This window comes from Winogradskyella ursingii (assembly GCF_013403975.1).
In the GTDB taxonomy this organism is placed as follows: Bacteria; Bacteroidota; Bacteroidia; order Flavobacteriales; family Flavobacteriaceae; genus Winogradskyella; species Winogradskyella ursingii.
In genome coordinates, this window is the sequence record NZ_JABFDH010000002.1 from 510808 (window position 1) to 536849 (window position 26042).

General features: G+C 36.3%; 25 protein-coding genes. 19 read left to right on the forward strand and 6 right to left on the reverse strand.

Annotated elements, in window-relative coordinates; genetic code table 11:
• The first annotated feature begins 131 nt into the window (after window positions 1-131).
• The gene (locus HM983_RS06015) at window positions 132-1424 is read left to right on the forward strand and encodes an aminopeptidase P family protein (protein WP_179344486.1); all 1293 of its coding nucleotides are present in this window, start codon (window positions 132-134) and stop codon (window positions 1422-1424) included.
• On the opposite strand, the gene HM983_RS06020 is transcribed toward HM983_RS06015, so the two are convergent.
• The 5 genes from HM983_RS06020 to HM983_RS06040 all read right to left on the reverse strand — a co-directional run bounded on the left by HM983_RS06020 (window position 1411) and on the right by HM983_RS06040 (window position 7707).
• Complete coding sequence (locus HM983_RS06020; RefSeq protein ID WP_179344487.1) at window positions 1411-2649, reverse strand: AbiH family protein; 1239 nt, start codon at window positions 2647-2649, stop codon at window positions 1411-1413. The genes HM983_RS06015 and HM983_RS06020 overlap by 14 nt on opposite strands.
• A 63-nt stretch (window positions 2650-2712) precedes the next feature.
• The gene (locus tag HM983_RS06025; protein WP_179344488.1) at window positions 2713-4044 is read right to left on the reverse strand and encodes an aspartate kinase; all 1332 of its coding nucleotides are present in this window, start codon (window positions 4042-4044) and stop codon (window positions 2713-2715) included.
• 103 nt (window positions 4045-4147) lie between these two features.
• Entirely contained in the window at window positions 4148-4852 is a 705-nt protein-coding gene (locus HM983_RS06030; protein ID WP_179344489.1) for a DNA adenine methylase, read from the reverse strand.
• Complete coding sequence (gene brnQ / locus HM983_RS06035) at window positions 4849-6156, reverse strand: branched-chain amino acid transport system II carrier protein (RefSeq protein WP_179344490.1); 1308 nt, start codon at window positions 6154-6156, stop codon at window positions 4849-4851. Before brnQ ends, HM983_RS06030 begins: the two co-directional genes overlap by 4 nt.
• Entirely contained in the window at window positions 6157-7707 is a 1551-nt protein-coding gene (locus HM983_RS06040; protein ID WP_179344491.1) for a serine hydrolase, read from the reverse strand.
• Window positions 7708-7930: 223 nt separating this feature from the next.
• Here HM983_RS06040 and HM983_RS06045 point away from each other — a divergent pair, with 223 nt between their 5' ends.
• The 3 genes from HM983_RS06045 to HM983_RS06055 all read left to right on the forward strand — a co-directional run bounded on the left by HM983_RS06045 (window position 7931) and on the right by HM983_RS06055 (window position 9325).
• Entirely contained in the window at window positions 7931-8698 is a 768-nt protein-coding gene (locus tag HM983_RS06045; protein WP_317166946.1) for an alpha/beta fold hydrolase, read from the forward strand.
• Window positions 8699-8776: 78 nt separating this feature from the next.
• Entirely contained in the window at window positions 8777-9019 is a 243-nt protein-coding gene (locus tag HM983_RS06050; RefSeq protein WP_179344493.1) for a hypothetical protein, read from the forward strand.
• A 75-nt stretch (window positions 9020-9094) separates the two neighbouring features.
• The gene (locus HM983_RS06055; RefSeq protein WP_179344494.1) at window positions 9095-9325 is read left to right on the forward strand and encodes a hypothetical protein; all 231 of its coding nucleotides are present in this window, start codon (window positions 9095-9097) and stop codon (window positions 9323-9325) included.
• On the opposite strand, the gene thiL is transcribed toward HM983_RS06055, so the two are convergent.
• Window positions 9315-10361: a thiamine-phosphate kinase gene (gene thiL, locus HM983_RS06060; RefSeq protein ID WP_179344495.1), complete on the reverse strand. Its 1047-nt coding sequence runs from the start codon at window positions 10359-10361 to the stop codon at window positions 9315-9317. The genes HM983_RS06055 and thiL overlap by 11 nt on opposite strands.
• 151 nt (window positions 10362-10512) lie before the next feature.
• Here thiL and HM983_RS06065 point away from each other — a divergent pair, with 151 nt between their 5' ends.
• From HM983_RS06065 to HM983_RS06135, 15 genes are all read left to right on the forward strand, one after another.
• Window positions 10513-11949, forward strand: coding sequence for a choice-of-anchor B family protein (locus HM983_RS06065; protein WP_246277470.1), 1437 nt, complete (start codon window positions 10513-10515; stop codon window positions 11947-11949).
• Window positions 11949-13283 carry an autotransporter outer membrane beta-barrel domain-containing protein gene (locus HM983_RS06070; protein WP_179344497.1) on the forward strand — a complete coding sequence of 445 codons (1335 nt, stop codon included), beginning with the start codon at window positions 11949-11951 and terminating at the stop codon, window positions 13281-13283. Before HM983_RS06065 ends, HM983_RS06070 begins: the two co-directional genes overlap by 1 nt.
• A gap of 7 nt (window positions 13284-13290) precedes the next feature.
• A complete protein-coding gene (locus HM983_RS06075) occupies window positions 13291-14061 on the forward strand; it encodes an MbnP family protein (protein WP_179344498.1) in 771 nt (256 codons plus the stop codon).
• Between the two features lie 7 nt (window positions 14062-14068).
• A complete protein-coding gene (locus HM983_RS06080; protein WP_179344499.1) occupies window positions 14069-15127 on the forward strand; it encodes a cytochrome-c peroxidase in 1059 nt (352 codons plus the stop codon).
• A gap of 519 nt (window positions 15128-15646) precedes the next feature.
• A complete protein-coding gene (locus HM983_RS06085; RefSeq protein WP_179344500.1) occupies window positions 15647-15976 on the forward strand; it encodes a HesB/IscA family protein in 330 nt (109 codons plus the stop codon).
• 9 nt (window positions 15977-15985) lie between these two features.
• Complete coding sequence (sufB, locus tag HM983_RS06090) at window positions 15986-17434, forward strand: Fe-S cluster assembly protein SufB (protein WP_179344501.1); 1449 nt, start codon at window positions 15986-15988, stop codon at window positions 17432-17434.
• 70 nt (window positions 17435-17504) lie between these two features.
• Window positions 17505-17912: a hypothetical protein gene (locus tag HM983_RS06095; RefSeq protein ID WP_179344502.1), complete on the forward strand. Its 408-nt coding sequence runs from the start codon at window positions 17505-17507 to the stop codon at window positions 17910-17912.
• A 4-nt stretch (window positions 17913-17916) separates the two neighbouring features.
• The gene (gene sufC / locus HM983_RS06100; RefSeq protein WP_179344503.1) at window positions 17917-18669 is read left to right on the forward strand and encodes a Fe-S cluster assembly ATPase SufC; all 753 of its coding nucleotides are present in this window, start codon (window positions 17917-17919) and stop codon (window positions 18667-18669) included.
• Window positions 18670-18829: 160 nt separating this feature from the next.
• Window positions 18830-20143, forward strand: coding sequence for a Fe-S cluster assembly protein SufD (gene sufD, locus HM983_RS06105; RefSeq protein WP_179344504.1), 1314 nt, complete (start codon window positions 18830-18832; stop codon window positions 20141-20143).
• Entirely contained in the window at window positions 20144-21382 is a 1239-nt protein-coding gene (locus HM983_RS06110; protein ID WP_179344505.1) for an aminotransferase class V-fold PLP-dependent enzyme, read from the forward strand. It begins immediately after the preceding gene.
• A 159-nt stretch (window positions 21383-21541) separates the two neighbouring features.
• On the forward strand, window positions 21542-22606 hold the full coding sequence (locus HM983_RS06115) for a zinc metalloprotease (RefSeq protein WP_179344506.1): 1065 nt from the start codon (window positions 21542-21544) through the stop codon (window positions 22604-22606).
• Between the two features lie 104 nt (window positions 22607-22710).
• Window positions 22711-23232 carry a hypothetical protein gene (locus HM983_RS06120; protein WP_179344507.1) on the forward strand — a complete coding sequence of 174 codons (522 nt, stop codon included), beginning with the start codon at window positions 22711-22713 and terminating at the stop codon, window positions 23230-23232.
• Window positions 23233-23265: 33 nt separating this feature from the next.
• Entirely contained in the window at window positions 23266-23688 is a 423-nt protein-coding gene (locus tag HM983_RS06125; protein ID WP_179344508.1) for a SufE family protein, read from the forward strand.
• Between the two features lie 71 nt (window positions 23689-23759).
• Window positions 23760-24086, forward strand: a complete 327-nt coding sequence (locus HM983_RS06130; protein WP_179344768.1) for a DUF59 domain-containing protein — start codon at window positions 23760-23762, stop codon at window positions 24084-24086.
• Window positions 24087-24190: 104 nt separating this feature from the next.
• Window positions 24191-26026, forward strand: a complete 1836-nt coding sequence (locus HM983_RS06135) for an ABC transporter ATP-binding protein (RefSeq protein WP_179344509.1) — start codon at window positions 24191-24193, stop codon at window positions 26024-26026.
• Window positions 26027-26042 lie beyond the last annotated feature (16 nt).

Here is a 26042-nt window from a genome sequence, read left to right on the forward strand (position 1 = left end):
ATTTTTGATGACAACTAATTCTCACTGTCACATCGAGCATAGTCGAGATGTCAATTTAAGTGCTAACTGTATTAAGTTCTCGACTACGCTCGAACTGACGGTATAATTTCTTTTAACACATAACAATTCTTATGAAATACGATAAAATAGACTCAAAACTTTTTATAAAAAACCGAAAAAACTTTGCCAAGTTTATGCAACCAAGCAGTTTGGCGATATTCAATTCCAACGACATTTATCCGACTGGTGCAGATAGTACCTTACCCTTTGCACAGCATCGCGATATTTTTTATCTCAGTGGTGTGGACCAGGAAGAAAGCGTATTGGTATTGTTTCCAGATGCTCCAAAAGAAAAACATCGTGAGGTGTTATTCCTAAAAGAAACCAACGAGCACATTGCCGTTTGGGAAGGTGAAAAACTCACCAAAGACAAAGCTTTTGAAACCTCAGGTATTAAAACCGTGTATTGGTTAAAGGATATGGAAAAAGTGTTGTTTGAACTCATGACACAATGCGATACCGTTTATCTCAACACCAACGAACATTATAGAGCAAGCGTAGAAACCGAAACACGTGAAGCTCGTTTTGCAAAAAAATTAAAGGATAAATATCCTGCGCACAGTGTGGCCAAGAGCAATCCTATTTTGCAACGTTTACGCTCCGTAAAAGACCCGATTGAAATCGACCTAATGCAACAGGCTTGCGATATAACCGAAAAAGCCTTTCGTCGTATTTTAAAATTCACAAAACCTGGCGTTTGGGAATATAATCTTGAGGCCGAATTTATGCACGAATTCCTCAACAACCGTTCTAAAGGTTTTGCCTATACTCCGATTATCGCTTCAGGAAACAATGCCAATGTGTTGCACTATATTGAAAACAACCAACAATGTAAAGCAGGCGATTTAATCTTGATTGATGCTGGTGCAGAATATGCCAACTACTCTAGTGATATGAGCCGTACCATTCCCGTTTCAGGGAAATTCACCGACCGTCAAAAAGAAGTTTATAACGCAGTCAATCGTGTGAAAAACGAAGCAACCAAAATGCTGATTCCTGGTACGTATTGGGAACAGTATCACATTGAAGTTGGTAAACTCATGACTTCAGAATTATTAGGTCTTAGTTTATTGGACAAAGCCGATGTACAAAACGAAAACCCAGACTGGCCAGCGTACAAAAAATATTTTATGCATGGCACGTCTCACCACATTGGATTAGACACGCACGATTATGGTTTACTCCACGAACCCATGCAAGCTAACCAAGTCTTTACCGTAGAGCCTGGTATTTATATCCCAGACGAAGGTTTTGGTATCCGTTTAGAAGATGATGTCGTTATCCAAGAGTCTGGTGAGCCATTTAATTTGATGCGAAATATTCCTATTGAGGTTGAAGAGATTGAGGATATTATGAATTCTTGATTTTTAAAGGCATTGTAATTTGTGGAAGTGGTGTACAATAAAGTTTGTTCACCACTTTTTTTCTCATTAAAGATTTGTCAGAAAAATGACGAGACAAATTTTGTATTATCTCCCTAAAATTATCCACAGATTCACCTTGATGATAATAAGTTTTTATGGATTTACAGTTTTCATTTTCAACAACTGTTTTTAATAAAACACGATCAGAAAGACCGAGAGAATGACCCATAACAATTAATTGAAAAGGGCTTGAATCAATAAAATTCAAAAAGTTATTGTATCTATCATTCTCGAGATAATTGAATGATTTAAAAAAAGTTAAATATTCATTATTATTTATATTCTCAATCAATGGGTAATCTTCGTCTGATTCATCACCAAATCCAAATACAATATCTTCATTAACTTTTCCATGTATTTGATTCAACCTAATATCAAATCCTTCTTCACTTAATGAATTTATATACCTAGACAAAGAGGGTGTATAATTGAAAGACAAAAAATATGATATTGACTTTGGTTCACTAGATTCTTTTTGATTTTCATAAAAACTTTTAACCAAATTCTTATCACTAAAATCATTAAATTCTTTGAGAATTCCTTTCTCACTATTTAAGATCGAAATAGGTTTTAAAATGTTATGGTATTTTACCCATTGTCTCTTAGAGTCATAGTTAAAATCATAACTGGCGATAACTCTTTTTAAGTATTCAACTAACAGAAGTTTTATACAATGAAACTCTTGATTCAATTTCTTTACGTTTGCCTTTTTAACCCTTTCCCATTCCTCAGGAGTACTTCTGGTATCAAGACTTTCTGATTTTACAATTTTTTTAAGCTCAGAGTAGTAAAGGTCTTCAATGTCAACCCAACTATCTATAGATTGATTTTTATTAATCAAAAGAAAAAAATTATTCTTAAATTCAAAAAAACTTCTAAATGAAGAGGATCTATCTCTTAATGTATAACTTTTATCATTAAAATCTAGGTTTCTATTTTTTGCATATTCCTTGAGGTTTTCAACGTGGTTATTAAAATTCGTTGTCGGCTCTATATAATCGAAAATCCCAAGATAACTCTCATCAATAAATAAAATTTCTTTATGAACATCTTTATGAAATGTGTTTTGTAAATTACCCCAAAAGTCATTAATAAAATGATTGTAACTTGTTGGTAACCCATGAGCTAAATCAAATCCGTTTCCAATAATAAATAATCTATTCATTTAGATTGATCAGTTTATTTCTCTAAAATACCATATACTTAGTATTATACAAATAAAAAATTATCATTCTATACCCACAACCTCACCCTCAAAAACATAACGCTGTAGCTTCTGCAAGGTTTCCAATCGATCACTGGTATTTACCAAAAGTGAAATGTTATTGTTACTACCACCATAAGCAATCATACGTACGTTAACATCTTGTAGTACTTGGAAGAGTTCTGGTGTGTCTGGATGGTAAATAATGTGGTGACCAACCAGGCAAACGATACTCATATAATCGTCAATTTCTACTGTGGCGAATTTTTCGAGTTCTTCGGTGATGGCATCCAAATGTGTGGTGTCGTCTATGGTGAGCGAGACTGCGATTTCAGACGTGGTAATCATGTCTATGGACGTTTCATATTTTTCAAACACCTCAAAGACTTTCTTTAAAAAACCATGCGCCAATAGCATTCGTACCGACTTTATTTTTATAGCTGTAATACCATCTTTAGCGGCAATGGCTTTAATGCCTTCGCCATGTACTTGGTTAGTGATTAACGTGCCATGTGCGTTGGGTGCCATCGTATTTTTTAATCGTAATGGAATATCTACACTTCGCACTGGCATTACGGTCTGTGGATGTAAAATCTTGGCACCGAAATAGGCCAACTCTGCAGCTTCGTCGTATGATAAATGTGACAGCGCTGTGGTGTCATTAACATATCGTGGATCGTTATTATGGAACCCGTCGATGTCTGTCCAGATTTGAACTTCTTCCGCCTCAATTGCTGCTCCGATAATGGTCGCTGTATAATCGCTTCCGCCACGTTGCAAGTTGGTGATTTGTCCTTCGGCATCTAAACAGATAAAACCTTGGGTGATGTAAATATCGGCTTCCGGTGTTTGGGCAATAAGACGTTCTAAATTTTGCTTTATGTAGAAATTGTCGGGCTCATTGGTTCTATCGATACGCATAAATTCCAATGCAGGCAATAAACTCGCTTTTAGACCCTCTTGCTGCAACAGTCTGCTGAACATGAATGTGGAAAGCAATTCGCCATTGGCCACAATGCTATTGTACAATGAGTTGGAATAGTTTTGATTGACACAACCCAATAACGATTCAAAAATTGAATTGACATAAGCCGTAACTTCGTTATGCAAATTCTTATCTGAAATTAAATCGTTTACGGTAGATTTATAATCCTGATGAAGCTGATTAATATGCTTTTTGGCTTGTGAAAATTCCTTAGCTTTAATTAACTCTGAAATCTCTACCAAAGCATTCGTCGTCCCAGACATCGCAGAAAGTACAACAATCTTTTTTCCTTCTGAATTGATAATGTCTTTTACATGGTTCATGTTTATAACAGTACCAACCGAAGTGCCTCCAAATTTATAAACTAGCATAGTGTTTCAATTTTAGGCTGCAAAGGTAAAAGCGCGACATGCTATCACATAAAAAATATAAATATTAGTTGAATTTTTTACAGAATGTTAATTATATAACAAACTATTTGTTGTGGATGAAAAGCCGTTCAACACTTTCCTTAGTAGAAATTTCCTCCGCATGCCAAGAAAACGTAGTCTTGGAACCTTTTTCCCAGATGCATTCAAAATCCTTTGGTGCGTTGTACTCGCTGATAAAAACTTGATGTCCAGCTTCACTTTGTTTTCGGCACCAATCCCAAAATATATCATGGTTAAATTTATCGCGATACTTGGTTGTAGCGGCATAAGGCGGATCGCAATAAACAATACTGTTTTTAGGAATGTCTAAATTTAGATAAGACTGATTTGAGAGAATCACACAATCCAATTTTGGAACTTGTTTGGTGATGTTTCGGTAATGTTCGCCCCAATAATCGCGTTTGCCTTCTTTGTCGCGTCGGTAACCAGCAAACCATTTGCCACCAAACGAATTAAAACCTACATAACCAACTAAATGCTTTGGGTATTGGTCTTGATTGTACTTGATGTGTTTGTATTCTTCTTCTGAAACCAATTGTGGTGGATCCCAATTTTCATAAATCAAAGCTTGCCACATGGCCATTAATTCTTCGTGTTGGTCATTGGCGATTCGGATGCCGTCCACCTTGTCAATCATATTCATGCCACCTGCAAAGGGTTCGAGATATGGTTGGTTGGGTTGTCTATCTTTAAGAATAATAGGTAGTAAATGTTTGGCAAATCGTGCCTTGCTTCCCATGTACTTCATGCGGTAATCTTTTCTTTTGGTTGAACAAAAGATGCGATAACAAACGCCAAAAACGCTGGCAATACCCAACCTAAGCTATATTTGGCAAACGGAATATAACTTGTAAGTTCTGCTAGCCCTTCCGAAGGACTTAAAAACCCAATCACATCTGGAATACTGAACAAAAAGGTTACTAAAACTACAGCTCTAAATACTAAACTCGTCGCGATTTTTTCTGGCAAGACATTCAATAAAATCAACACAATAGTAATCGGATAAATAAACAACAATACTGGAATAGCTACCATAATAATAGAATTAAAATCCAACTGACCGACCAAAACTCCCAGAATGCAACCGATAATTGCTGTCACCACAAATACTGTTTGTGAATTGTTGAGCAAGCCTTTAAAATAATCGGCTGTACCTGCGATAATACCCACAGCAGTTGTAAAACAAGCCAATGAAATTAAGATACTCAACACCGTATTCCCAAATTGCCCAAGTGATGCAATACTAATCTCTCGCAATAAATTAGCGCGTTGCATATCGCTGCTTAATTCTGAATTGACATCAATGGCGGAACTGTAATAAGCGCCAACGGAAATCAATCCTGCATAAATTATAAAAAGTCCAAAACCAGCTATAAAACCTGATTTTCGGATTAAGGTACGCTTAGAACTGTATTGCTCCACTTCCATATTCTTAAAGTTGAGTGACACGATAATCACAGCACCAACTACGACTGCTCCAATGGCATCAAATGTTTGGTAGCCTTCTAATATTCCTGAAACCAATGGTGCATCAAATTGTGAAATTTCTGTGGTAAATTCTGAAGAAAACAAACCAATTCCGATTACAGCCAAAAGCATCAATACGATGAATGGTGTCAAAAATTTTCCTATAAGATTCAAGATTTTTGAACGGTTAAGTACAAACACCAAAACCAACGCAAAGTAAATAGCACTGGTTAATAATGGACTTGTACCAAATGCAGGATGAATAGCTATCTCGTGCGTGGCAGCTGCTGTTCTTGGCGATGGAATGGCAACCGAAATGATATAGATTAAAACACAATATATTAAACTGAATGTTGGTGAGACTTTTTTTCCGAAGTCGTACAAGGTGCCTTGCAATCTTGCATGAGCGAGAATTCCAATAATCGGAATCACCACAGCAGTAATCATAAATCCGATGGCTACCCAAAACCAATCGTCTCCAGCATTATAGCCCAATAATGGAGGTAATAGCAAATTACCTGCTCCAAAGAACAATGAAAATAGCGCAAAGCTGGTGACTAAAAGTTCTTTCCGTTGAATGTTCACCTATTTGGTTTTAACAAGTTCTAAATCGTGAAAATCGAAGCTGAAATCCGTAATAGGAGCAATGTATTTCATGGTAGCTGAAACGGCTTCTCCTTTTTCGTTAAATGTGAACATCACAAACACATCGGCATCGTAACTTCTATCGTTCCACTTAGCCACATAGGTTGTGGCGTTGTAAGGCAACAATTCACCAAATAATCTTGAAGATCGTTCAGACTTAATTTTGTAACCATTGCCATCATGCGAAATGATGATATCTCCAAACCAATCATCGGAATAGGTGCCAACAATTTGTTCTGGTTTTGGCAATTTTGGACTGCCTTTTATTTTTTCAACTTGTGAAAATACCTCAGCTTTTATACTGTCGTTATATTTTAAATAACCTGAATTTCTTTCGTCGTACTGTTGTATCCAATTTCGGTCCTCATAGCCTAAATATGAATCTTTTATTGTATTGGTAATCGTATTAAAAGCATTACCGTTCATTTGATTGGTTAACACCACAATCGCCAAATCCAAATCAGGAATCATCGTAAATTGCGTTACCGTACCAATCAAACCTCCTGTATGATAGACTTGTTTGTGTCCACCTTTTACATCGGTTAAAAACCAGCCTAACCCATAACCTCTAAAATTAGAATCGTAAGGATCATTTGCACGAACTCTCAACGGTGTTTGCAATTGCCAAAGCTCGTGGAATTGATCTTCGCTCAAAAGACGTTCACCACTTTCCGTCACGGCATCGTTCATTAAAAATTTTGCCCAGGTTAACATGTCCGGAACGTTACTCACAATACCTCCAGCAGCATTTGCCGTTGGACTCCAGTCATGCGGAATTTGAATCACCTCTCCTTCTGCTCTTGTATGCGCATCAATGATGTTAGATTTATCGGTGACTCTGTTGTAGGATGCTTTGGAATTTATCATCCCAACGGGTTTCATTATTTTGGTTTCGATAAATTCTTCCCACGATAATCCGCTAACACGTTTTAAGACCTCACCTGCTATAATGAACATATTGTTGTTGTAAGCGAATTGACTTCGGAACGAGCTCTCAGGCTCTAAGTATTTGACTCCGTTAATGACATCATCAACAGTAAAATCATTGCCTTCCGGGAAAAACATTAAGTCGCCTGCTCCCAATCCCATACCACTTCGGTGCGTTACCAAATCTCGAACCGTAAAATGGGCTGTTACCCAAGGATCGTATAATTGAAATTCGGGAATATGTTTTCTAACTGGGTCGTCCCAGTTGAGTTTGCCTTCGTCAATCATCATGGCTAATGCAAAGCAGGTAAAACCTTTACTGTTGGATGCCACTCCGACCAAAGTTTCTTCGGTCATGTCTTTTTTAGTGGTCAACGAACGGACTCCATGACCTTTTGAATATACCACTTCGCTATCTTTTAGGATTCCTACTGAAATGCCAGGTACTTCAAACGTGGTTAAGGTTTCTTGGATGAGGTTGTCGAGTTGTTGGTCTTTAATTTGGGCATTTATGTTGAATGCTGAAATGAAAAGTAGAAGGGTTAGAAGTCGTTTTAATATCATAGCAAATATGTTAGGTCGTCTGTTCGGTGATTCCGAATATATTCGGAATTGTAACGAGAACTATTCAATAAGTGTTCTCGATACTAATTTCAATCCATATCTTGATTGAAATTCACTCGAACTGACGTATCGGATTCAAAATTATGAACGGTAAATATAACAAATATGAAAGCGATTCTGTTGCGAACCATTTTCAAAAATTATCTTTGCAACTATGACGTTGATGTACAAAAACATTTCAATAAATTATTCGGTTGAAGGTGAAGGAGAAGCTGTCGTTTTACTCCACGGATTTCTCGAAAATATAAATATGTGGGTCGATTTAATTCCAGAACTTTCCAAAACCCATAAAGTCATTGCCATAGATTTATTGGGCCATGGCAAAACGGAGTGTTTAGGTTACGTGCATACTATGGAGGATATGGCTGATGCCGTATATGCTGTTTTGCTTCAACTTAAAATAGGAAAAGCAAAATTTGTTGGTCATAGCATGGGAGGTTATGTGGCTTTAGCACTAGCAGAAAAAGAACCTCAAATGTTTAATGGATTGTGCTTAATGAATTCTACATTCGAGGCTGATGATAAAGAGCGAAAAAAACTTCGAACAAGAAGTGCTAAAATGGCAAAGACAAATTATGAAGCTTTAGTGCGAATGTCATTTACAAATCTTTTTGCTCCCGAAAGTAAATTAAAATTTAAAGAAGATTTTGATAAAGCATTGGAATTGGCGCTACAAACACCTGTTCAAGGATACATTGCCGCACAAGAAGGTATGAGATTAAGGCCAGATAGATTTAATACATTCAAAAATCTAGAAGCTAGAAAACTTATTATTATTGGAGAGAAAGATTCGATTATTGATGGCGACAGTATTAGAGCACAAATAGAAAATACCGATATTAAATTTGAAGCATTATCAGAAGGACATATGAGCCATATTGAGAATAAATCAGAATTAACCTACATTTTAAAACATTTCATCGAAAAATAAAACTGTTTAGCGTTATTTTATTGTTTTTTATATAAGTTTATCGAACCGAAAACAAATCTACCATAAAATTAACCTACAATGGCAGCAACTAAACTCTACTGTGACTTCTTTGGTCACAACTATCAAATCTCTAAAAAAGTAACTAATCACGTAAAGGAATACACTTGCAAATGTTGTAAAAAACAATTGACAACTAATAGTAATGGTAAATTAATTGAACTTACCCCAAAGTTTCAAGAAATTAATCAAGCCTTAGAGCGCATCTATAACAATCGTATGATGCGTTTAAAGAGGAAAACGCTCAGTTCATCGATTTATTAAATGTTAACAAGTTGTTGATAAGTGATTTTTATATATTTAAGCACCTAAGCTAATTAATCCCTTATTGACCTTTAAATGAAATCGATTCACTGCTCACTTTTTGGCCACGACTACCAAGTGTCAAAGAATGTGACTTACCACGTTAAAGAGTACAGATGCAAACACTGTAAATCTGAGTTAACAACAGATGGAAATGGGAAAGCAATCCCATTAACTCCAAAATACAAGGAAATAAATTCGGTATTAAACCGTATACACAAAAAACGTTTAGAACGTGGTCGCAGAATTTTAATGCCTAATCTTTAAGCGCGTTCCAACCTTTTGCAATTATCGGAATTTTAGTTTCCGCACGAGTTACTAAGTGCATTCCCCTGTCCTCTTCTGTCATGTAACCAATTACAGTCAAATTTGGGTTACCTTTTATTTTTGGAAAATCTTCTTGGGAAATAGTCATCAACAATTCATAATCTTCACCTCCACTCAATGCAATTGTAGTACTATCTATGTTAAATTCCTCACATGTTGAAATGACCTGAGGGTCTAATGGAATCTTATTTTCGTAAACATCTACACCAACTTTACTGCGCTTACAGAGATGAATAACTTCAGAAGATAATCCGTCGCTAATATCAATCATACTGGTTGGCTTAACTTCGAGCTCTTTCAACAATTCCACTATATCTTTTCGCGCTTCTGGCTTTAGTTGACGCTCAATTATATAAGTGTACATGGACAAATCGGGCTGATTGTTTGGGTTCACTTTAAACACTTCCTTTTCACGTTCCAGAACCTGTAAGCCCATATAAGCTCCTCCAATATCTCCCGAAACAACTAACAAATCGTTGGGCTTCGCTCCAGAGCGTAACACCTCATCACCTTTTTCAATCTCACCAATTGCAGTAACTGAAATAATTAACCCAGAAGTTGAAGAAGTTGTATCACCACCAACCACATCGACATTATATAATTTTGCCGCAGTAGCAATACCATCATATAATTCTTCCAAAGCCTCCAAAGGAAAACGATTGGAAACAGCAATGGAGACTGTTATTTGGGTTGCCATAGCATTCATCGCATAAATATCAGACAGATTGACCATGACTGCTTTATACCCTAAATGCTTCAGAGGCACATAACTTAAATCAAAATGTACACCTTCAACCAATAGATCCGTTGAAACTACGATTTGCTTACTATCATGATTTAAAATCGCAGCATCATCACCGATACCCATTATCGTTGATTTGTGTTTTATCTCAAACTGATCTGTTAAATGGTCTATCAGTTTAAACTCTCCAAGTTCGCTTAAAGGTGTCCGTTGTGGGTTTTTGTCTTCTATCATAATGCAAAAATATTATGCTTTTACTAAATATAATCAGATAATCAACGTTATTTGAATACCAATTTTTCGACAACTCTTAAAATTGAAGTAAATTGCACAAAAAGAGCCTATGAAATCGATATCTATGAATCAAATAACTAAAATATTTTTTTTGTGCATAATTGCACTGATGTTGGGATGCGAAGATGAGTCTGTGGATAACAATATTAATAATGATGCAGACAATGATGGTATTGTAAATTCTTTAGACAATTGTCCTGACATTTCTAATGCAAACCAGTTGGATACAGACAATGATGGTATTGGAAACCTTTGTGATGACGATGATGATGGCGATGGTGTAAATGATATAACCGACAATTGTCCATTGACGCCTAATCCTGATCAAGAAGACACTAACGGTGATGGCATTGGAGATGTTTGTGATGAAAATGAAGTTGCTCAACCTTTATTTCGATGTATTAATGGAATGGCGGGACCATATCCTTGTGATGGCATTGACGTCATGTCCACAATTGACGCCACAACTTTAGGTGGTAGTACAGCAACAGAAGGAAGCGATATTTGGGGATGGACAGACCCGTCTACACAAGATGAGTATGCAATTGTCGCCATGACGAATAGTACAGCTTTTGTGAATGTCACAGATCCAGTAAACCCTATATTTCTAGGAAGATTAAACACCAATGCAGGAACCAATTTTTGGCGTGATGTTAAAGTTTACAATAATTATGCATTTATTGTGGCTGACGGTGCTGGAAATCATGGCATGCAAGTTTTTGATTTAACAAGATTGAGAGATGTAACAAATGCACCTGCAACATTTTCAGCTGATGCTGTTTACTCCGGAGTTGGCAGTTGCCATAACATTGTAATCAATGAAAGTGAAGCTGTAGCTTATTTAGTAGGTTGCACATCTACTAATGGTGGCGGACCAATTTTTGTCGATATTTCAAACCCTATGAATCCAACATTATTAGGAGATTATACTGCTGGAGGTTATTCCCATGACGCTCAAGTAGTGACTTACAATGGTCCAGATTCTGATTATACTGGCAAGGAAATTTATATAGGAAGTAATGGAAACACTGACAAAGTTGTCATATTAGATGTTACCGATAAAAGCAATATAATTCCTATTAGCGATTTTACATATCCTCAAACAGCTTATGCTCACCAAGGTTGGTTTACAGAAGATCAGGCTTATTTTATTTTGGGTGACGAAGTTGATGAGCAGAGTTTTGGCTTCAATTCCAAAACACTGGTATTTGATTTTACTGATTTGGACAACCCAACACTTTCTGCAACTTATTTTGGACCTACTGCAGCTATTGATCATAACGGCTATGTGTTGGGCAATGAATATTATCTGGCAAATTATAGAGCAGGTCTGCGTGTTTTAGACATTACCAATATTTCCGCATCAACAAATCCAATGGAAGAAACTCATTTTATCGATACTTTTCCTGAGAGTAATAGTGCCAATTTTAATGGTGTTTGGAGTGTTTATCCGTATTTCCAAAGTGGAAATATTATAATCAGTGACATCGAAAAAGGACTGTTTGTAGTTAGAAAAAGTGATTTATAATGACCTTCAGAAATACATATCTGTTGGCAATTACTCTTCTTGCTACTCTTGCAACTTGCGAATCTGACGATGGTGTTTCAAATGGAGACAATAATCCACAAGTCATTTCAGTTGAGACTTTGGGAGGTTCTAACAACGACAGTGGTCAATCTATAATTGCTACGAATGATGGCGGTTATGCTATACTTGGATTCACACAAAGTAGTGATGGAGATATTTTAAGCAAACAAGATGAAAGTTACGATTACTGGATCTTAAAATTTGATGCAAATGATACATTGCAATGGCAAAAAACCTATGGAGGTTCTGGTGATGATAGAGGTAACTCCATCATCCAGACCAATGATGGAGGTTATGCGGTTTTAGGCACTAGCAACAGTAATGATAATGATGTTTCGGGCAACTCAGGAATGCAAGATTTTTGGCTTGCCAAATTAGATGTTAGCGGAAATCTCGTTTGGCAGACTTCTTATGGTTATCAGGGATCTGATACTGGTACATCAGTCATTCAAACCAATGACCAGGGCTTTTTGATTTTAGGCGTTCTAGATGTTACGGCTTCTGGTGGAGAAGGCAACACTCAACGCAACAACAGCAGACATGCAGGTGGCGATTATTGGGCCCTAAAGCTTGATGCTTCTGGTAATATAGAATGGAGCAAATACTTTGGAGGCAATTTTACGGATTCTCCCCAAGCAGCGGTACAAACTATAGATAACGAATTTATTATTGTGGGTGGTTCTGATAGTGAGGACACTGATATTTCCGGCAATATTGGTTCTTATGATTTCTGGGTGATTAAAATTTCTTCTACAGGAGATTTGATATGGGAAAAGTCATATGGAGGAGACCAAATTGATGAAGCTTGGGCTATAGTAAAAGAGGAAGATGGAAATTTTGTTATTGCTGGTGACACAAGGAGTTCTACAAACGATGTAGGGAACAACCAAGGAGCTGCAGACATCTGGTTGATAAAAATATCTCCCAATGGTGATTTAATTTGGGAAAACACTATAGGAGGAACAAGTTTTGATGTTTCAAGAGCGTTGGTAAAAACTACTGATAATGGGTTTTTATTAGCAGGAAGTTCACGAAGTAGCGATAAAGATGTTTCCGAAAACCAAGGTCAAAATGATGCTTGGATTGTCAAAGTTAATGCGAACGGCAATCTACTTTGGGAAAAAAATGTAGGAGGCTCAGATATCGACTTCTTATATGGAATTGCACAATTAAATGATGATTCGATCATAGCTGTAGGCGATACAAGTAGTAATAATGGTGATATTCTGGAGAATAAGGGCTTTACGGATCTGTTAAAAATCAAAATGAAATAATTTAAAAATGAAGAATATAGCAATATTCGTAAGTATAGTGTGTTTGTTTTTAACGTCATGCAGTAATGATAATGATGATAGCATAAGGGACGTAATAACGACTTTTCAATTTTCACACAATTGGAATGGCGAAACAGTTACCAACGAAGATTTCAATGACTTTAAATTCATCAATGAAAATGGAGAAACATTGAGCATTGAGCGGCTTCGTTATATCATTTCGGATATGACATTTACCACCATGTCTGGCGAAGATATTGAGCTAGATATTTATAATTTAGTTGATGTAACAAACGGTACGGGACTATTCTTTTCTCCCGATACGACAATTCCAAGTGGAACTTATAGTAATGTTTCTTTCACTTTTGGTCTTGACAATGAAGATAATTCAGAAAACTATCAGGATTTAAATTCAGCTTCGTTTAACGTTCCAGCTATGCTTGGCGGAGGCTATCACTATATGCAGTTTGACGGGAAATATTTAGATGCGGATTCAAACCAACAAAGCTTTAACTATCACTCTATTAGAGCAGTTGATAATCCTGGTGACAACCCAAATTTTCCCCAGGACACATTTTTCACAGTAAATCTTGGCGAAACGACGTTTACAAACGATACAACTATCGAAATTGAAGCCAACTTAGCAGAGTGGTTTAAAAGCCCCAATCTTTGGAATTTAAATGAATTAAATACCGTATTAATGCCAAACTCTGCAGCCCAAATAATGATGTACCAAAATGGGCAAACAGTTTTTAATCTAAAAAGCAGTATCCAATAAAATACAAATGAGGACAACATTAGCTTTAATTAGTGTATTAGCAATTGTTGCTTTCGGCTGTTCAGACGAAGATGTCGGCTATGAGCCTACACCCTTACCGCTTAATATTCCTCAAATATTTTCAGATAATATAATCTCGCCCGTTATTCCAACCGATAATCCTCTTACTGTTGAAGGTGTGGCTTTGGGAAAGCGATTATTTTTTGACACGATCCTTTCCGGTGATGGAACCCAGTCTTGTGCAAGTTGCCATTCCCCTCAAAACGCGTTCACGGACAACACTCCTACTAGTGATGGTATTGACGGAAATTTTGGCATTCGTAATTCTATGCCATTGTTCAACCTTGCTTGGAATTACGGAGAACGTTTTACTTGGGACGGTAAAGAATTAAGTTTAGAGCGTCAGGCAATAGAACCTGTTCAAAACCCTATTGAATTACACAGCGATTGGAACGATGTGGTTACCCGATTACAAGCACATCCCGAATATCCAGAATTGTTTGAAAGTGCTTTTAAAACTTCAACTATTACTAAAGAATTGGCCACTAAAGCCATTGCTCAGTTTGAGCGAACCTTGATTTCAGCAAATTCAAAATTCGATAAATATTCTTTAGGCGAAGCTACTTTAACGGAAAACGAGTTAAATGGTCTTAACGTTTTTATGGATGAAGCCAGAGGAGATTGCTTTCACTGCCATGGCAGTCCCAATAACCCTCTATGGACGGATAATATTTTTCACAATAACGGTTTAGATGCTACATTTACAGATTTGGGTTTGGGCGGAGTAACAGGTGATCCAAGTGATAACGGAAAATTCAAATCGCCTTCACTTCGTAATTTAGCATATACAGCACCATACATGCACGATGGACGTTTTGCCACATTAGATGAGGTTATTAACCATTATAGTGAAGGTCTAAATAATTCCCCAACAATAGATCCTTTAATGAAAAAAGTAGATCAAGGCGGCGTACAGTTGACCGAACAGGACAAAGCAGATTTAAAAGCTTTTCTACTCACATTATCAGACCCATCTTTCATCAATAATCCATCTTTTCAAAATTAAATTTCAGGTTCCAAAAGTTGATCTATGTTAATTTTTGAAGATTTAGGACTACAAAACCTATGCGTTTCATCGAAAAAATAACGTATTTCACCCAACAACTCATTTATTTATGTAGATTACAGCCCCCAAATTATTAACCTACATTATGAACCCTACAACCAACAAAGCACTTCCTTGTGCCGTTTTTGGCCACAACTATGTGAAGTCAAAAACAAACATGGATAATACACTAGAATTAACTTGTTGTAATTGCAATGCTGTTGTTATGACAGACTCTAAGGGAAACTTTGAGCAGTCCAGTATCTCCAATACTCATATTCAATCTGTTCTGAGGCAATTATTCCTTCTCAAACAACGAAACTTCAACCCAAATTATTAACTTAACTATTATACTTTTTTCTTTAAGTATTAATAATACTTGCCTATTACACCATATGCTAATATAATGTTAGGTTCTATGGTAAAAACAGACTTATATCGTATCTTTGCACACAATTTAGATTTAATCTATATTAGAATATGATAAAAGTTTCTGAAACAGCTAAAAAGAAAGTCGTTGAACTAATGACGGACGATGGCTACAACCCAGCATCTGACTATGTCAGAGTCGGAGTTAAGAGTGGTGGTTGTTCTGGATTATCCTACGATTTAAAATTCGATAATTCACAAATCGATGGCGATAAGGTTTTTGAAGATAATGGTGTAAAAATCATTGTGGACAAAAAGAGTTTCCTCTATTTGATAGGAACAACGCTAGAATACTCCGGTGGATTAAATGGGACAGGTTTCGTATTTAATAATCCAAACGCCAACCGTACCTGTGGTTGTGGAGAATCATTCTCACTTTAAAAAGATTTTATGAGCAAGTATACAGAAGATGACCTAAGAGAAGAATTAAAAACCAAAGAATACGAATATGGTTTTTACACAGATATAGAATCTGAAACATTTCCTGTTGGTCTAAATGAAGATATTGTTAGAGCCATTTCCAAGAAAAAGGAAGAGCCAGAATGGATGACGGAATGGAGACTCGAAGCTTTTAGAGGTTGGAAAGAAATGGTAGAACCAGATTGGGCGAATGTCCATTATAAAAAACCAGATTTTCAAGCTATATCCTATTATTCTGCACCAAACAGTAAACCTAAATATGATAGTATTGACGAAGTAGACCCAGAGCTTTTGGCTACTTTTGAAAAACTAGGTATTTCCCTAGATGAGCAGAAAAAACTTGCTGGGGTAGCCATGGATGTGGTTGTTGATTCTGTTTCTGTAGCAACAACATTTAAGAAAACTTTGGCCGAAAAAGGCATCATTTTTATGAGTATTTCTGAAGCTATAAAAGAGCATCCAGAACTCGTGAAAAAATATATTGGAACTGTTGTTCCGCAGAAGGATAATTTTTATGCAGCATTGAATTCTGCTGTATTTAGTGACGGAAGTTTCTGTTACATTCCAAAAGGTGTGCGTTGCCCAATGGAACTTTCAACCTATTTTAGAATCAATCAGGCAGGAACAGGTCAGTTTGAGAGAACTTTGGTTGTAGCTGACGAGGGCAGTTATGTTTCTTATTTAGAAGGATGTACCGCACCAAGCCGTGACGAAAACCAATTGCATGCAGCAGTAGTAGAATTGATTGCCCTGGAGGATGCCGAAATAAAATATAGTACTGTACAAAACTGGTACCCAGGAAATGCTGAAGGTAAAGGTGGAGTCTACAACTTTGTGACTAAAAGAGGTATTTGTGAGAAAAATGCAAAAATTTCTTGGACACAAGTTGAAACTGGTTCTGCCGTAACTTGGAAATATCCAAGCTGTATTCTTAAAGGTGACAATTCTGTTGGTGAGTTTTATTCAATCGCAGTAACAAACAATTATCAGCAAGCGGATACAGGAACAAAGATGATACATTTAGGCAAAAACACTAAATCTACAATTATTTCAAAAGGAATTTCTGCTGGTAAATCTCAGAATTCTTATCGCGGCTTGGTTCAGATCAACTCACGTGCTGAGAATGCTCGTAACTTTTCGCAATGCGATAGTTTATTAATGGGTAACGAATGTGGAGCACACACGTTTCCTTATATCGAAGCAAAAAACAAAACAGCTCAAATAGAACACGAAGCTACAACTAGTAAAATTGGTGAAGATCAAATATTCTATTGTAATCAACGTGGTATCGATACAGAAAAGGCAATTGCCTTAATCGTCAACGGTTTTAGCAAAGAAGTATTGAATAAATTACCAATGGAATTTGCGGTTGAAGCCCAAAAATTATTGGAAATTAGTTTGGAAGGATCTGTTGGATAGCAACCCTTCCTGCACAAGTGGGAACCTCACAGAAAAGAAGAATTCATCAGAAGTGTTAGAAACAAACATTATGAAAAAAATAAGTTTTATAGTCCTGCTTTGCGTTGCCCTAGTAGGTTGCAAGAACGACACAAAACAAGATGTTAACCTCGAAGAAAATCGAGATAAATCCTACGATCAGAACGATGGCCTAATCATCATGAAAGGGGAATTTGTGTATTACGCGGATGCAGCCGTTTTACAAACACCACGCGAAATATATGGTGTTGTTATTGACGAGAATATGCATCAATTAAACAACAAGGTCAAAGAATTCAAAAAAGAAGACACTGACATGGTGCCAGTTACAGTGCGCGTTAGAAAATTTGCCAAAGCAGAAGATGAGGAAGGCTGGCCATATAGAGTAGAAATAAAAGAAATTTTAAAGGTTGAAAAGCCTCAGGAAAATAAAGACGACGTTATAAAATTAGGAAATTAAGACTATGTTAAAGATAAAAGACTTGCACGCAAGTGTAGACGACAAAAGTATTTTAAAGGGTATTAATCTTGAAGTAAAACCAGGCGAAGTCCACGCAATTATGGGACCAAATGGTTCTGGTAAAAGTACACTTGCAGCAGTAATTGCAGGAAAGGAAGAGTACGAGGTTGACAAAGGAGAAATACTTTTTGAAGAAGAAAATATTGATGAGTTAGGCGCAGAAGAACGTGCACATAAAGGTATATTTTTATCGTTTCAATATCCTGTAGAAATTCCTGGTGTTAGTGTTACAAACTTTATGAGGACAGCCATTAACGAAACAAGAAAAGCAAAAGGACTGGACGATATGCCTGCCAACGAAATGCTAAAAATGATTCGTGATAAATCTGAACTTTTGGATATTGATCGTAAGTTTCTATCACGCTCGTTGAATGAAGGTTTTTCAGGTGGTGAAAAAAAGCGTAACGAGATTTTTCAAATGGCAATGTTAGAGCCAAAATTAGCCATTTTAGATGAAACGGATTCTGGTCTTGATATTGACGCTCTTAGAATTGTTGCCAATGGTGTGAACAAATTAAAATCTAAGGACAACGCAGTAATAGTTATTACGCATTATCAAAGATTGTTAGACCATATTATTCCAGATTTTGTACATGTTTTACACAATGGTCGCATTGTGAAATCAGGCACGAAGGAATTGGCACATGAACTTGAAGCTAAAGGTTACGATTGGATTAAGGAAGAGGTTGGAGCTTAAAATAAGTCGCAGTATTCAGTCACAATTATGAGTTGATCAACTTTCACTGAATATAAAGACTTAAAAGTTTCATTTTACAAAGTATGAATAAATAAGTAAACAGTTTAAATCGTATTTCTGAATTACCGAAAATACGATTGATAACTGAAAACTGAAAAGAATGGATTTAAAAGAAAAATTAGTATCATCATTTATGGTTTTTGAGGACAACGTAGACGTTCACTCGCCTGTGCATGATATACGTACCGAAGCTATAAAGAATTTCGAAGCTCAAGGATTTCCAACTAAGAAGCAGGAAGCTTGGAAATATACATCGCTTAATTCCATATTAAAGCATGATTATAGCGTGTTTCCAAAAAATGAAAATGCGCTGGAATTTAAAGATATCAAGAAATATTTCATTCATGATATTGATGCTTACAAGATTGTTTTTATTGATGGCAAATATTCATCTTATCTCTCGCAAACAACACATGAAGGCATCGATGTTTGCTTAATGTCTTCAGCATTATCAAAACCAAAATACCGTCCGATTATTGAAAATTATTTCAATAAAATTGCACCAAAAGATGGACTTTCTTCTCTAAATACGGCATTTTCAGCAGAAGGCGCTTATATTCATATTCCAAAAAATAAATTGGTCGATAAGCCAATTCAAATTATACATTTTTCAACAGGCAATGAAGCTGCGTTAATGCTGCAGCCTCGTAATTTAGTGGTGGTTGATGAGAATTCACATGTCCAGATTATTGAGCGTCATCAAAGCTTAACAGACAATCCTGTATTGACTAACAGCGTCACGGAAATCTTTGCTGACAGACGTGCGATTGTAGATTATTATAAAATCCAGAATGACAGGCAGACTGCTTCATTGATTGACAATACTTTTGTAAATCAAAAAGATGAAAGTATTGCAAAAGTTCACACGTTTTCGTTTGGTGGAAAACTGACGAGAAATAACCTTAATTTTTACCAAAACGGAGAACGCATCGATTCTACTATGAAAGGCATCACAATTATTGGTGATAAGCAACACGTAGATCACAATACTTTAGTGCATCATATTGAGCCCAACTGTGAAAGTCATCAAGATTACAAAGGCATCTTCAATGACAATTCAACGGGTGTGTTCAATGGCAAAGTGGTGGTAGAAAAGGAAGCACAGAAAACGAATGCTTTCCAAGCAAACAACAACATTTTAATTAACGATAAAGCCACTATCAACACTAAACCTCAACTCGAAATATTTGCAGATGATGTAAAATGCTCACACGGTTGTACCATTGGTCAATTGGATGAAAGTGCAATGTTCTATTTACGTTCGCGAGGCATCCCTGAAAAAGAAGCGAGAGCCCTATTAATGTTTGCTTTTAGCAATAATGTGTTGGATTCGGTGACCATTCCTGAAATTAAACAACGCATAACGAAAATTATTGCTAACAAATTAGGTGTTAAGATTGGGTTTGAATTGTAAATGAATCTAACAGAAACACATATCAACTTCAATGTCGAAAATATCAGAAAAGACTTTCCTATCCTCAAACGAGAGGTCAACGGAAAACCCTTAGTATATTTTGATAACGCGGCAACATCGCAAACACCTCAGCAGGTCATTGATGTTATTGTGGATTATTACAGTAGCTATAACGCCAATATTCACAGAGGTGTACATAGTTTAAGCCAAGAAGCAACGGATGCTTATGAGCAAGCTAGAATTAAGATTCAACATCATTTTAATGCTAAGCACGCTTACGAAGTTATTTTAACTGCTGGCACGACCCACGGTATTAATTTAGTGGCGAATGGTTTTTCAACCTTATTGAAAAAAGGAGATGAAGTTTTAGTTTCGGCATTAGAGCACCATAGTAATATTGTGCCGTGGCAGATGCTGTGCGAACGTACAGGTGCCAAATTGAAAGTTATTCCGATGAATCAAAATGGAGAATTGATTCTTTCAGAATATGAAAAACTTTTAAACGAAAACACTAAATTGGTTTTTGTTAATCATATCTCAAATGCTTTAGGAACAATAAATCCTATTGAAGAAATTATTGAAAAAGCACATGCTATTGGAGCTGCAGTATTGGTCGATGGCGCACAAGCCTGTCCACACATAAAACCAGACGTCCAAAAATTGGATGTTGATTTTTACGTATGTTCTGCACATAAAATATGCGGCCCAACTGGCGTCGGAATGCTTTATGGCAAAGAAGAATGGCTCAACAAATTACCACCATACCAAGGAGGTGGAGAAATGATTGCTGAGGTGTCTTTTGAAAAAACGACCTACGCTGGCTTGCCTCATAAGTTTGAAGCTGGAACACCAAATATTTGTGGCGGAATTGCTTTTGGTGCAGCAGTCGATTATATGAACACAATTGGTTTTGATACTATAGCCAATTACGAAAACGAACTTCTGGAATACGGTACAACAGAACTCTTAAAAATTGAAGGTCTAAAAATTTACGGTACAGCCAAAAATAAGATTTCTGTTATCTCTTTTAATGTTGGTACCATTCATCCTTATGATATCGGAACAATTCTCGACAAAATGGGAATTGCTGTCCGGACAGGACACCATTGCGCACAACCGATTATGGATTTCTACAAAATTCCTGGCACAATTAGAGCTTCTTTTATGTTCTATAACACAAAAGAAGAAATCGATTTATTTATATCTAGTTTGAGAAAAGCAATAGCTATGTTGAGCTAAGTATTTAATTAACATAAATTTAAATGAAAAAGCACCTAAAATTAAGGTGCTTTTTTTATTTACGTTTATTTAAACATTTTGATGTTTTCCTAATCTTTCGTTAATCTTTTAAAAATTTAATGATATATTCGACAAAATTTAACCCAAATATTTACTAATATGAAAAAATCACTTTTAGGATTAGTTGTTTGCACAGCACTTTTTGTTGGTTGTAATGACGACCAAAACCCAACTCAAAATCAAGAAGAACAAGACATTGATATGAGTGACTTCTATTTATATACCGATGCTTATGAAGCAGGTACTACAGATAGAGTAGTTAACGGAAAAAATTGTTCTTCCATGGAGGTTTTGAATAGACAACTCAACGAAAATCCAGGGCAGTATAAAAAAATGTATGATATCGAGGTCGCAACTAGGCGCTTTATCAATAGCAAAAAACCTGATGGTGCTGGAAATGGCAATGGAAATGGAAACGGAAATGGAGGCAGTGACGGTGATGGTGGAGATCCCGTTGATGATGGCTTAGGAACGCTTAATATTCCTGTTTATATCTATGTGATTTATTCTAATGACCAACAAAACATTAGCAGTGCGCAGATTAATTCTCAAATGGCTGTTTTAAATGCCGATTTTAATGATACTAATTTTAGCGATGTTCGCACTGAGTTCCAAGGCTTAGGTGCAGATGTAGAAATTAATTTTATGACTCCTGTTGTAGACAGACAATTTAATTCCACAACTTCTTGGGGAACTAACAATGCTGTTAAATCCGCTTATCCAGCACAACCTGGCTACCTAACTATGTGGGTTGCTAACATCGGTGGTGGTATTTTAGGATATGCACAATTCCCAGGTGGTAATGCATCTACAGATGGTGTTGTAATGTCACCTCAATATTTCGGAACTACGGGATTCGTTTCAGCACCTTTTGATGGAGGTCGCACAACAACTCACGAAGTTGGTCACTGGATGAACCTACGCCATATTTGGGGCGACGGAAGATGCCGTCAAGATGACTTTGTATCAGATACACCTTCTTCTGATGGACCTAACTATAGCTGTGATTTAAATGAAGTAAGCTGCAGATCAACAGATATGGTAGAAAACTATATGGATTATTCTGACGATGATTGTATGGGGTTATTTACGGAAGGTCAAAAAGCGAGAATGCGAGCTATATTTGCTCCTGGTGGTGCAAGAGCCTCATTAGTTGGCAACTAAAATTCAATATACTTATTTATGATGGGCACCTTTTTCAAGGTGCCTTTTCATTTGGCAAAATATTCGAAATTAAAAAAGCACTATATTTACTATAAACAGACCATATGAAAATTTTATTAAGCTTATTCGCCCTCGTTCTAATTCTGGAATCTTGCAAATCAACTAAAGAAAGTAATAGCGAATCTAACGAAAATGCTGAAACAATAAAATCTGACACCCAAGCATTGACCCCAAAAAAGGACCAAACTTCAGAATATAATCTTACTTCCGGTGTTACGTATACCGTTTCTAGTAGAGGCACTTTCAGTTATACGAATATTTCCGAATCCAAAGTTTCCCTCTCTAATGATCGTGATTTAAAACAGATGAAGACTTATTCTTGCAACAAAACCGATTGGCTAGAGCTAAAAAAAATGATAGAAGCTGTAAATACCAAATCGTTGAGTTCACTCAAAGCACCAACAGACAAAAGGCTTTACGATGGTGCGCCACACGCTACGCTATCGATACGTAACGGCGATAAGACCGTGACTTCGCCCACTTTTGATCACGGGCATCCACCAACAGAAATAGAAAATTTAGTTAATAAAGTGTTATCCATCAAAGAAAATGTGACTAAAGAATAGCTATTTTGTAATTTTGCAAAAAGAACTTAGACTATGACAATTGAAGAAATTCAGAATGATATAATAGATGAATTTTCAATGTTTGAAGATTGGGAAGAACGCTATCAATACATGATTGATCTCGGCAAAACGTTGCCGTTAATTGATGAAAAATATAAGAATGAAGATCACATCATAAAAGGTTGTCAAAGTAAGGTTTGGGTACATGCTGAAATGGATAACGATAAAATTGAATTTACAGCAGATAGTGATGCTATTATTACCAAAGGTATTATTGCAATTTTAATTCGTGTGTTTTCCAATCAACATCCAAAAGATATAATTGAAGCTGACACCGAATTTATTGATAAAATTGGACTGAAAGAACATTTATCACCTACCAGAGCAAATGGTTTGGTGAGCATGATAAAACAAATAAAAATGTACGCAATTGCGTACCAGACACAACTTAGTTAAGTCGTTTTCTGTTTAGTTGGTAAGACCAGAACAACTAAACGACAAACTACTCAACAATAAACATTATAATGATGAGCGAAACAACTATAGATACCACAGAATTAGGAGAAAAAATAGTCCGAGTCCTAAAAACCATTTACGATCCAGAAATTCCAGTGGATATTTATGAACTGGGTCTTATTTACGACGTGTTTGTTAATGAGGATTACGATGTAAAAATCTTAATGACATTAACTACACCGAACTGTCCAGTAGCAGAAACTTTGCCTTTAGAAGTTGAAGAAAAAGTTAAATCCCTTAACGACGTCAAAGATGCTGAGGTAGAGATTACTTTTGATCCGCCATGGACACAAGATTTAATGAGCGAAGAAGCCAAGCTAGAACTTGGTATGCTCTAAATCAGTTTGCAGTTTTCAGTCGCAGTTTGCAGCCTGTTCTGAATTTGTTTCGGTATAGCAGCTTGTTGTTTTCTTCAGAAAACTTCGATTTCAAAAAAATTTAAATGCCAAGACGTACACCTAAATCATTAAAAGACAAGAAAAAAACCAGTATAAAATCTTCTTTTAATGCGCTGGTTTATATTCCGAGGTTTTTTAAGGAAATCTGGAAAGTAAACAAAAAGCTATTCTTGCTCTCTGCATTTTGCAGGTTAATCGGAGCCCTTATTCCTGTAGTAATTTTATGGGTTGGGAAGCTTATAATTGACGAAATTATACTTCAGGTATCGCTTGACAATCCTGATTATTATCAACTCTGGACCTATGTCGCTATTGAGTTTGGGTTGGTCATTCTTTCAGAATTAATCAGTAGGGCTATTTCTCTCACAGACGGACTCTTGGGTGATGCTTATAATATTGCCACTTCGGTTACCATCATCAAAAAGACCAACCAGATTAATATTAGTCTATTAGAAGATTCCGAATTTTATGACAAATTAGAACGTGCAAGAACGCAGACTACAGGTCGGGTGGCATTGTTGTCTAATGTATTGGGACAAGCGCAAAGCACCATCTCAATCGCCACCCTTATAGCAGGTTTAATATATTTTGAACCTTACTTAATCATTCTTTTAGTACTGAGCATTATTCCTTCATTTATCAATGAGGTACGTTTTTCTCAACAACAGTATTCTTTGGCTCGAAGTTGGACTTCCGAGCGCAGGGAACTTGATTATTTAAGGTACATCGGCGCCAATGACAAAACGGCAAAAGAAATAAAACTCTTCGGATTAACTGATTTTGTGGTCAATCGTTTCAAAAATCTTTCAGAAGATTATTATCAACTCAATAAAACCTTAGCGATAAAACGTTCGGCTTTTGGCTTTCTGTTTAATTTTTTGGGCTCTGTAAGTTATTATGCGGCTTATGTTTTTATCATTTACCGCGTCTTATCTGGTGTGATTACTATTGGTGAACTCACCTTTTTATCTGGTAGTTTCAATCGATTAATGAAAAATTTACAGGATTTCTTTTCGAAATTCACCCGGATTTCAGAAAGCGCACTTTACCTTAAAGATTATTTCGATTTTATAGATATTTCCATTGCACCGAAAACACAGGAAGATATTCCTTTACCTAATAAAATTGAAAAAGGAATTGAATTTAAAGACGTTTATTTCGCTTATCCAAATTCTGAAAATGACATTTTAAAAGGTATCAGTTTTACTATAAGGGCTGGCGAAAAATTGGCTTTTGTTGGACAAAATGGTGCCGGAAAGACCACATTAATTAAATTACTGTTGCGCTTTTACGAGCCAACTTCTGGTGAAATATTATTGGATGGCACCAACATAAACCGTTTCAACATTGCCGAATATCAAGAATTTTTTGGTGTTATATTTCAAGATTATTTTAGATATGAATTTACCGTAAAAGAGAATATAGCCGTTGGTAAAATTGATGAAATCGATAATCAGACCAAAATTGAGAATGCAGCGGAATTAAGTTTGGCGAACGAGGTAATTTCAGAATTACACGATGGCTACGATCAACAGCTAGGCAAGCGTTTTAGTGGTGGCCAAGAACTATCTGGAGGCCAATGGCAAAAGGTAGCTCTGGCAAGAGCATACATGAAAAATGCCGAAGTCATTATTTTAGATGAACCTACTTCGGCATTGGATGCCAGGGCAGAAAGTGAAGTTTTTGGTCGATTCATTGGTTTAACCGAAGACAAAACGAGCATTATTATTTCGCATCGATTCAGTACTGTGAGACAGGCCAACCGAATTTTAGTTTTAGAAGAAGGCAAAGTGCTTGAAATTGGTACACATGAAGAACTTATGGAAAACAAAAACCTGTATGCGGAATTGTTTGAACTACAAGCCAAAGGCTATCAGTAAAATCTTTAACTTTGTA

Excerpts from the sequence above, each read along its gene's own strand:
- HM983_RS06015 (WP_179344486.1), top strand. The coding sequence starts at position 132 with ATGAAATACGATAAAATAGACTCAAAACTTTTTATAAAAAACCGAAAA.
- HM983_RS06020 (WP_179344487.1), bottom strand. The coding sequence starts at position 2,649 with ATGAATAGATTATTTATTATTGGAAACGGATTTGATTTAGCTCATGGG.
- HM983_RS06025 (WP_179344488.1), bottom strand. The coding sequence starts at position 4,044 with ATGCTAGTTTATAAATTTGGAGGCACTTCGGTTGGTACTGTTATAAAC.
- HM983_RS06030 (WP_179344489.1), bottom strand. The coding sequence starts at position 4,852 with ATGAAGTACATGGGAAGCAAGGCACGATTTGCCAAACATTTACTACCT.
- HM983_RS06040 (WP_179344491.1), bottom strand. The coding sequence starts at position 7,707 with ATGATATTAAAACGACTTCTAACCCTTCTACTTTTCATTTCAGCATTC.
- HM983_RS06045 (WP_317166946.1), top strand. The coding sequence starts at position 7,931 with ATGTACAAAAACATTTCAATAAATTATTCGGTTGAAGGTGAAGGAGAA.
- HM983_RS06050 (WP_179344493.1), top strand. The coding sequence starts at position 8,777 with ATGGCAGCAACTAAACTCTACTGTGACTTCTTTGGTCACAACTATCAA.
- HM983_RS06055 (WP_179344494.1), top strand. The coding sequence starts at position 9,095 with ATGAAATCGATTCACTGCTCACTTTTTGGCCACGACTACCAAGTGTCA.
- thiL (WP_179344495.1), bottom strand. The coding sequence starts at position 10,361 with ATGATAGAAGACAAAAACCCACAACGGACACCTTTAAGCGAACTTGGA.
- HM983_RS06070 (WP_179344497.1), top strand. The coding sequence starts at position 11,949 with ATGACCTTCAGAAATACATATCTGTTGGCAATTACTCTTCTTGCTACT.
- HM983_RS06075 (WP_179344498.1), top strand. The coding sequence starts at position 13,291 with ATGAAGAATATAGCAATATTCGTAAGTATAGTGTGTTTGTTTTTAACG.
- HM983_RS06080 (WP_179344499.1), top strand. The coding sequence starts at position 14,069 with ATGAGGACAACATTAGCTTTAATTAGTGTATTAGCAATTGTTGCTTTC.
- HM983_RS06085 (WP_179344500.1), top strand. The coding sequence starts at position 15,647 with ATGATAAAAGTTTCTGAAACAGCTAAAAAGAAAGTCGTTGAACTAATG.
- sufB (WP_179344501.1), top strand. The coding sequence starts at position 15,986 with ATGAGCAAGTATACAGAAGATGACCTAAGAGAAGAATTAAAAACCAAA.
- HM983_RS06095 (WP_179344502.1), top strand. The coding sequence starts at position 17,505 with ATGAAAAAAATAAGTTTTATAGTCCTGCTTTGCGTTGCCCTAGTAGGT.
- sufC (WP_179344503.1), top strand. The coding sequence starts at position 17,917 with ATGTTAAAGATAAAAGACTTGCACGCAAGTGTAGACGACAAAAGTATT.
- sufD (WP_179344504.1), top strand. The coding sequence starts at position 18,830 with ATGGATTTAAAAGAAAAATTAGTATCATCATTTATGGTTTTTGAGGAC.
- HM983_RS06110 (WP_179344505.1), top strand. The coding sequence starts at position 20,144 with ATGAATCTAACAGAAACACATATCAACTTCAATGTCGAAAATATCAGA.
- HM983_RS06115 (WP_179344506.1), top strand. The coding sequence starts at position 21,542 with ATGAAAAAATCACTTTTAGGATTAGTTGTTTGCACAGCACTTTTTGTT.
- HM983_RS06120 (WP_179344507.1), top strand. The coding sequence starts at position 22,711 with ATGAAAATTTTATTAAGCTTATTCGCCCTCGTTCTAATTCTGGAATCT.
- HM983_RS06125 (WP_179344508.1), top strand. The coding sequence starts at position 23,266 with ATGACAATTGAAGAAATTCAGAATGATATAATAGATGAATTTTCAATG.
- HM983_RS06130 (WP_179344768.1), top strand. The coding sequence starts at position 23,760 with ATGAGCGAAACAACTATAGATACCACAGAATTAGGAGAAAAAATAGTC.
- HM983_RS06135 (WP_179344509.1), top strand. The coding sequence starts at position 24,191 with ATGCCAAGACGTACACCTAAATCATTAAAAGACAAGAAAAAAACCAGT.